Source organism: Schaalia naturae (assembly GCF_042665795.1).
GTDB classification, from domain to species: domain Bacteria; phylum Actinomycetota; class Actinomycetes; order Actinomycetales; family Actinomycetaceae; genus Pauljensenia; species Pauljensenia naturae.
Genome location: NZ_JBHTEF010000012.1, coordinates 1 through 5,853 on the forward strand (window position 1 = coordinate 1; position 5,853 = coordinate 5,853).

The following is a 5,853-nucleotide window of genomic DNA, read 5'->3' on the forward strand; positions in this document are numbered from 1 at the left end:
TTCACGCAGCTCCGCGTCCAGCCTCGCCACCTTCTCGAAATCGGTGGCGTTGTCGGCGATCTGCGCGTGGAGGGTCGTCTCCTTGTCGGAGATCCTGTCGAGCCGGCGCTCGATGCGCTGGAGTTCCTTCCTGGCGGCGCGCGCGTCCGCGGCGGAGCGCTCCCTGCCCGCCGTCGGCGCGGGTGCCGCCGCGGGCACCGGGGCGGCGGCCGCCACCAGGCTCGCCCGGCGCTCCAGGTACTCGTCGATGCCACGCGGCAGCATCCGCAGCGCGCCGTCGCCGAGCAGGGCGAAGGTGCGGTCCGTGGTCCGCTCGACGAAGAACCGGTCGTGCGAGATGACCACCATCGATCCCGGCCAGCCGTCGAGGAGGTCCTCCAGCTGGGTCAGGGTCTCGATGTCCAGGTCGTTGGTGGGCTCGTCGAGGAAGAGCACGTTCGGCTCGTCCATCAGCAGGCGCAGCAGCTGGAGCCTGCGCCGCTCGCCTCCGGAGAGGTCGGCGACCGGGGTCCACTGCTTGTCCTTGGCGAAGCCGAACTGCTCGCAGAGCTGACCCGCGGTCATCTCCCGCCCCTTGCCCAGGTCCACCCGGTCGCGGATCTGCTGCACGGCCTCCAGCACCCGCAGGCTCCCGGGCAGCTCCGTGACGTCCTGGGAGAGGTAGGCGAGCCGGACGGTCTTGCCGACCACCACGCGGCCCGCGGCCGGCTGCACCTCGCCCCCGCTGCGGACGGCGTCCGCGAGGGCGCGCAGCAGCGAGGTCTTGCCGGCCCCGTTGACGCCGACCAGGCCGATGCGGTCGCCGGGCCCGAGCTGCCAGGTCACGTGCCGGAGCAGGACCTTGGGACCGGCCTGGACGGTCACGTCCTCCAGCTCCAGGACGGTCCTGCCGAGGCGGGCGGAGGCGAACTTCATCAGCTCGGAGGTGTCGCGGGGCGGGGGCACGTCGGCGATCAGCTCGTTGGCCGCCTCGATGCGGTAGCGGGGCTTCGAGGTCCGCGCGGGCGCTCCCCGGCGCAGCCAGGCGAGTTCCTTGCGCATCAGGTTCTGCCGCTTGGCCTCCTCGGTCGCGGCGATCCGCTCCCGCTCGGCCCGGGCGAAGACGTAGTCGCTGTAGCCGCCCTCGTACTCGTGGACGGCCCCGCGCTGGACGTCCCACATCCGGCTGCAGACCTGGTCGAGGAACCAGCGGTCGTGGGTGACGCAGACGAGGGCGGAGCGGCGCTCCCGGAGGTGGCGGGCGAGCCAGGCGATGCCCTCGACGTCGAGGTGGTTGGTGGGCTCGTCGAGGACGATCAGGTCCTGCTCGGCGATGAGCAGCTTGGCGAGCGCGATCCGGCGGCGCTCGCCGCCGGACAGCGGGCCGATGACGGTGTCGAGCCCCTGCGGGAAGCCGGAGAGGTCCAGGCCGTCGAAGAGGCCGGTGAGGACGTCGCGGATCTTGGCGTTCCCCGCCCACTCGTGGTCGGCCAGGTCCCCGATGACCTCGTGCCGGATGGTGGCCTCGGGGTCGAGCGAGTCGTGCTGCGTCAGCACGCCGAGGCGCAGCCCGCCGCTCTGGGTGACTCGCCCGCTGTCGGGTTCCTCCAGTTTGGCCAGCATCCGGATGAGGGTGGTCTTGCCGTCGCCGTTGCGTCCGACGACGCCGATGCGGTCGCCCTCGGAGACGCCCAGCGAGACGGAGTCCAGCAGGGCACGGGTGCCGTAGACCTTGCTGACTGCCTCGACGTTGACCAGGTTGACGGCCATGACTCTCCTGCCCGGGGAACGAACGACGTCCCAGCCTAAGGGCTGTGCCGTGGTCCCCGGCGGGCGCACGGCGAGGCCACGGCACCCCGCGGCGTTGGCGCGCCCCCGGAGCACACCCGGTACGGGGGCGGTGCTCCGCCGTGCGGGCACCGCAGGTCGAGCCGCGCGCAGGTCCGCCGAGGGCGGGCGGACAGCCCCCGCGCACGGGACCGCCCCCCTCAGTGCCGCCGGGGGTCCGGCCCGGCCGGCGGGGAGGGGCGGGCGGCCCGGGCGACGAGCAGCCAGCCGCCCAGCACCATGGCGAGCGCGGCGGGGGCGGAGACCGGCACCGCGACGAGCACGGCGGTCCGGCCGTCCAGGATGCCGCCGAAGCCCACCAGGGACAGGCCCAGCACCCCGGAGAGGCAGAGTGCGGCGCCGACCACGGCGAAGGGGCCCGGAACCGGGCCGGGGCGAGGCTCCCGGAGCGCCCGGCACCTCGAAGCGGCGGAAGACCGCCACCAGCAGGGCGGTGAGCACCGCGGCGGCCGCCAGCCGCGGCGGGACCTGCGCCCACCAGGCCCCCGTGGCGGGTGCGGGCAGCGGCGCGCCGACGGCGAGCAGCGCCGCGTAGACGCCGAGCATCGCGGTCAGGTGCCACAGGAACGCCGTCATCGCGACCCCGTTGGCGGCGACGACCGCCCGCCACACGCGCGCCCTGCCCGCGAGTCGGGTGCCCGGCCGCGCAGCAGCTCCACGGCGCCGACCAGCCAGAGGGCGTGGCAGAGCAGGGCGAGGGTCGGCGGGGCCATGTTGGAGACCTCCTCGCCGGGCATGCCCACCATGGAGAGGGGATAGGGGCCGAGGGCCACCAGCGCGGCGGCGCCCGCGAGTCCGGCGGCGGCGAGCAGGCCGGGGCGCCGGATCATGCCGTCCGCGCGCAGGAAGCCGAGCTGGTGGACGGCGAGCCAGACGAGGGCGAAGTTGAGGAACCCCACGTACGGCACGCCGAAGGCGAAGCGCAGCAGGTCGACGGCGGCCACCGCCGCGACGAGGGCGAGGGGCACCCGGGCTCCGGCCCGCTCGTGGAGCTCAGCAGCGGTGGGGTGAGGGCGACCACGGCGAGGTAGACGCCGATGAACCACAGCGGCTGCGCGACCAGTCGCAGCGCCGCGCCCACCGGTCCGCGGTCCCCGCCGAGGAGGGCGGCGGCCAGGGCCGCGGCCGTCCAGACGAGCACGAACACCGCGGTGGGCACCAGCAGCCGCCGCGACCGGCCGTGCAGGAAGGCCGCGTAGACGCTCCCCGCCGGCAGGCGGCGGCGCAGGGACCGGAAGGTGAGCGCGTGGGCGAAGCCGCCGACGAAGAAGAAGACCGGCATCACCTGGAGCACCCAGGTCAGGACCTGGAGCCCGGGGAGGGAGGCGAGCAGGTTGCCGACCCGGCCGTCGGCGGTGACGGCGGCCATCAGCCAGTGCCCGCAGACGACGGTCGCGAGCGAGGCGACCCGCAGCAGGTCGGCGTAGCGGTCGCGGGTTCCGGGGGTGTTCCGGGCGAGCTCGCGGACGGTGGTCGTGGTCATGGGGCCACGCTGCCGTCCGGCCGGGGCGGCGGACACCGTCCGGATACTCAACTCCCGTCTGAGTACCCGGCGCCGCCGCGTCCGGCCGCGGGTGCCGCGGCGGCGGGCTCAGCCGCCGGCGACGACCGTCGCCCCGGGTGCCGGCGCGAGGGCCGGACGCGCCTCGCGGCAGGTGCCCGAGGCCCGCAGCGCGGCGGCCACCGACTCGGCGGCCTCGGCGTCCTTCACCAGGAAGGCCGTGGTGGGGCCCGAGCCGGAGACCAGCCCGGCGAGCGCTCCCGCCTCCGTGCCCGCGGCCAGGGTGGCCGCGAGGGAGGGGCGCAGCGAGAGGGCGGCCGGCTGGAGGTCGTTGCCGAGGGCGTCCGCCAGGCCCGCGGTGTCGCCGGTGCGCAGTGCCTCCAGCAGCGCGGGCGGGGCGGCCGGGGCGGGACCTCGGTACCGCGGTTCAGCCGGTCGAACTCGGCGTAGACGGCGGGAGTCGACAGGCCGCCGTCGGCCATGGCGAACACCCAGTGGAAGGCGCCGCCCACCTCCAGGGGGGTGAGCAGTTCGCCCCGGCCGGTGCCGAGTGCCGCCCCGCCGACCAGGCTGAACGGCACGTCGGAGCCCAACTCGGCACAGAGCGAGAGCAGTTCCTCCCGAGAGGAGCCGCACCCCCACAGGGCGTCGCAGGCGAGCAGGGCGCCCGCGCCGTCCGCGGAGCCGCCCGCCATCCCGCCGGCGACGGGGATGTCCTTGCGGATGTGGAGGTGCACGTTCGGGGTGATGCCGCCGTGCGGCGAGGAGTTCGGCGGCGCGGACGGCGAGGTTGGTGCGGTCCAGCGGCACCTGGTCGGCCCCCGGGCCCTCGCAGGTGACGGTGGGTGCCGCGGCCCGGCCACGGTGACCTCGTCGTACAGGCCGACGGCGAGGAAGACGTTGGCCAGGTCGTGGTAGCCGTCCGGCCGGGCTCCGCCGACCGCGAGGCGGACGTTGACCTTGGCCGGCACCCGTACCGTGACGCCCCTGCTGACACTCACTGCTTCGCCTCCGCGATCCGTGCGAACTCCTCCACCGTCAGCGACTCCCCGCGTGCCTGCGGGGAGACGCCTGCCGCCACCAGAGCGGCCTCCGCCGCCGCCGCCGACCCGGCCCAGCCCGCCAGGGCGGCGCGCAGGGTCTTGCGGCGCTGCGCGAAGGCCGCGTCGACGACGGCGAACACCTCGGTCCGGGAGGCGGTGGTGGCGAGCGGTGCGCCGCGGCGCACCAGGGACACCAGGCCGGAGTCGACGTTGGGGGCCGGCCAGAAGACGTTGCGGCCGATGGCCCCGGCCCGCCTGACCTCCGCGTACCAGTTGGCCTTCACGGACGGCACCCCGTAGACCTTGCTGCCCGGCCGGGCGGCGAGCCGGTCGGCCACCTCGGCCTGGACCATGACGAGGGTGCGCTCGATGCTCGGGAAGCGCTCCAGCATGTGCAGCAGCACCGGTACGGCCACGTTGTACGGCAGGTTGGCGACCAGCGCGGTGGGCGGCGGCCCGGGCAGCTCCTGCACCCGCATGGCGTCCGAGTGGACGAGGCGGAAGCGCTCGGCCCGCCGGGCAGCCGGGCCGCGACCGTGGCGGGCAGGGCCCCGGCCAGCACGTCGTCGATCTCGACGGCGACGACCTGGTCGGCGGTCTCCAGCAGGGCCAGCGTCAGCGAGCCGAGTCCGGGCCCACCTCGACGACGACGTCGTCCGGCCGGACCTCCGCGGTGCGCACGATCCGGCGGACGGTGTTGGCGTCGATGACGAAGTTCTGCCCGCGCTGCTTGGTCGGGCGTACGCCCAGCGCGGCGGCCAGTTCTCGGATGTCGGCGGGGCCGAGCAGGGCGTCGGGGTCAGTGGTGCTCACCGATACAGCCTACGGCCGCGGTACGGCGGCGGAGCCGCCCCCCGCTGCACGGGGCGCGCGGGGGCCCGCCTCCCGGTGGCCGGCCGGGAGGGGTGCGGTGCGCCCGGTGCGGACGTCGAGGGTGAGACCGGTCGGGGGATGGGCGTGCGGGCGGGCGGCCGGCGGTGCCCGTCCACGGGCACGCCCAGGGTGCGCAGCGCCTCGTCCACCGTGGCGGCGGTGGTCCAGACGGTGCGGCGGCGGCCGTCGAGGGTGAGGACCAGGGCCGGCGCGCGGACCTCGACGCGGTCGCCGCTGTCGAGGGCGGCGGCCGGGGGCGGGGAGACCGTGTCGTGCGGGCCGAGGAGGAGGCCCTCCTCGTCGAGGAGGGCCCCGACGTCCCCGGCGAAGGTGTGCAGGGTGCGGGAGTCGCCGTCGACGGCGAGCCGCACCTCCTTGTCGGCGGCGAGGAAGGCGGTGGTGCCGCCGGCCAGGACCGCCAGGACCAGGGCCCGGGGCAGGAGGCGCCGCAGCGCCCCGGTGCCGGGCTGGTGCCCGGCGCCGGGCACCGCGCCGGACGCGCCGCCCTCCGCGCCGCCGGGCACCCTTGCGGCGGGCGCGGCGGCGGGGCGGCGGGGGCGCGCCCTCCCCGCGGGGCCCGGTGGCGGTCCCGAGGGCACCGGAGAGGTC

Annotated in this window: 5 protein-coding genes and 3 pseudogenes; all 8 read right to left on the bottom strand. The window is 76.2% G+C overall.

The genetic code is table 11. The features are described from left to right. On the bottom strand, nucleotides 1–1,749 hold a 1,749-nt coding region (locus ACFQWG_RS14145; RefSeq protein ID WP_380976516.1), incomplete at its 3' end, for an ABC-F family ATP-binding cassette domain-containing protein. A gap of 218 nt (nucleotides 1,750–1,967) precedes the next feature. After that, a complete protein-coding gene (locus tag ACFQWG_RS14150) occupies nucleotides 1,968–2,174 on the bottom strand; it encodes a hypothetical protein (RefSeq protein WP_380976518.1) in 207 nt (68 codons plus the stop codon). 225 nt (nucleotides 2,175–2,399) lie between these two features. Beyond that, nucleotides 2,400–2,735 (bottom strand): hypothetical protein, encoded by a 336-nt coding sequence (locus tag ACFQWG_RS14155; RefSeq protein WP_380976520.1) that lies wholly within the window; start codon nucleotides 2,733–2,735, stop codon nucleotides 2,400–2,402. Further along, complete coding sequence (locus ACFQWG_RS14160) at nucleotides 2,654–3,310, bottom strand: acyltransferase family protein (protein ID WP_380976522.1); 657 nt, start codon at nucleotides 3,308–3,310, stop codon at nucleotides 2,654–2,656. The genes ACFQWG_RS14155 and ACFQWG_RS14160 overlap by 82 nt, the downstream gene beginning before the upstream one ends. A gap of 234 nt (nucleotides 3,311–3,544) precedes the next feature. Next, a pseudogene (locus ACFQWG_RS14165) lies at nucleotides 3,545–3,970 on the bottom strand (hypothetical protein); the annotation flags it as partial. Beyond that, nucleotides 3,946–4,023: pseudogene (locus ACFQWG_RS14170) on the bottom strand (hypothetical protein); the annotation flags it as partial. The pseudogenes ACFQWG_RS14165 and ACFQWG_RS14170, both read right to left, overlap by 25 nt. A 302-nt stretch (nucleotides 4,024–4,325) precedes the next feature. Further along, nucleotides 4,326–5,184, bottom strand: a pseudogene (gene rsmA, locus ACFQWG_RS14175) (16S rRNA (adenine(1518)-N(6)/adenine(1519)-N(6))-dimethyltransferase RsmA). Further along, nucleotides 5,181–5,853: ubiquitin-like domain-containing protein (locus ACFQWG_RS14180; protein ID WP_380976524.1), on the bottom strand; the 673-nt coding region annotated here is incomplete at its 5' end. The gene ACFQWG_RS14180 and the pseudogene rsmA, both read right to left, overlap by 4 nt.

Bases quoted from the DNA above. Each gene is read 5' to 3' on its own strand.
- ACFQWG_RS14160 (WP_380976522.1), bottom strand. From the start codon at position 3,310: ATGACCACGACCACCGTCCGCGAGCTCGCCCGGAACACCCCCGGAACC.